Genomic DNA, 1429 nt, shown 5'->3' with positions numbered 1-1429 from the left:
GGGCCGCGCAGGCGGTCGCATTGCGGGTGCTCGCCGTCGCCGGTGGGGCTGACCCGGCCGTGCTCGACGCCTGGCGCGGCCGGACCGGCGCGGACGGGCTCCTCGACCCGAGCGGCGACCGCAACGCCGGCTGACGGCCCTCAGACCTCCGCGGCCGGTTCGGTCGAGCGGGACGTCGGCGATCGCGACGAGCGGCCCGGAGGTGCTGCCGGGCCGGTCACCCGGCCCGGCCCACCCCCTCAGCCCCAGTCCAGCGACCCACCCGTCCGGTACTCGGTCACCCGCGTCTCGAAGAAGTTCTTCTCCTTCCGCAGGTCCATGGCCTCGCTCATCCACGGGAACGGGTTCTCCGGCTCCCCGAACAACGGGGCGAGCCCGATCTGCTCGGCCCGCCGGTCGGCGATGAACCGCAGGTACCGCTCGCAGGACTCGGCGGTCAGCCCGAGCATCCCGCGGGGCATGGTGTCGCGGGCGTAGGCGACCTCCAGCTCACACGCCTCGTGCAGCATCGTCCGGATCTCTGCGGCGAAGTCGGCCGTCCAGAGGTGCGGGTTCTCGATCTTGATCTGGTTGATGCAGTCGATGCCGAAGTTCAGGTGGATCGACTCGTCCCGCAGGATGTACTGGTACTGCTCGGCGATGCCCACCATCTTGTTGCGCCGGCCGAGCGCGAGGATCTGCGCGAACCCGGTGTAGAACCACATGCCCTCGAACACCACGTAGAACGCGACGAGGTCACGCAGGAACGCGCGGTCGTTCTCCGGGGTGCCGGTCCGGAAGTCCGGGTCGGACAGGGCCCGGGTCCAGCGCAGCGCCCAGGCGTCCTTCTCGGTGATCGAGGGGACCTCGCGGTACGCGTTGAACAGCGCCCCCTCGTCGAGCCCGAGCGACTCGCACACGTACTGGAACGTGTGGGTGTGCACGGCCTCCTCGAACGACTGCCGCAGCAGGTACTGCCGGCACTCGGGGTTGGTGAGGTGGCGGTACACCGCGAGCACGATGTTGTTCGCGACCAGCGACTCCGCGGTGGCGAAGAACCCGAGGTTGCGGGTGAGCATGAGGCGCTCGTCGTCGGTGAGCCCGCCGGGGGAGCGCCACAGCGCGATGTCGGCCTGCATGGCGACCTCGGTCGGCATCCAGTGGTTGGCGCAGCCGGCCAGGTACTTCTCCCAGGCCCAGGTGTACTTCAGCGGCAGGAGTTGATTGACGTCGGCGCGGGCGTTGATCATGCGCTTGTCGTCGGCGGCGACCGGGGCGGCGCCGCGTGCGATCTCGCCGAGCCCGCTGGTGTCGGCGCCGGTGCGACGGTAGGCGGTCGGGGTGCTCACTGGCAGGCCTCGCAGTCGGGGTCGTCGACCGAGCAGGCGGCGCCCGGGTCGAGGTCGGGGGCGGTGGCGGGCACGGCGGTGGCGGGCACGGCGGTGGCGGG

The 1429-nt window shown here is 71.3% G+C and carries 1 protein-coding gene; it reads right to left on the bottom strand.

Annotated features, from left to right (window positions below):
• Window positions 1–239: 239 nt before the first annotated feature.
• Window positions 240–1328, bottom strand: a complete 1089-nt coding sequence (locus tag GTW08_RS17625; RefSeq protein ID WP_073576633.1) for a ribonucleotide-diphosphate reductase subunit beta — start codon at window positions 1326–1328, stop codon at window positions 240–242.
• Window positions 1329–1429: the final 101 nt, after the last annotated feature.

It is taken from the genome of Pseudonocardia sp. SID8383 (genome assembly GCF_009864975.1).
GTDB classification, from domain to species: domain Bacteria; phylum Actinomycetota; class Actinomycetes; order Mycobacteriales; family Pseudonocardiaceae; genus Pseudonocardia; species Pseudonocardia alni.
Note: the sequence above shows the minus strand (reverse complement) of the source record. Positions and strands in the feature narration are given on the sequence as shown.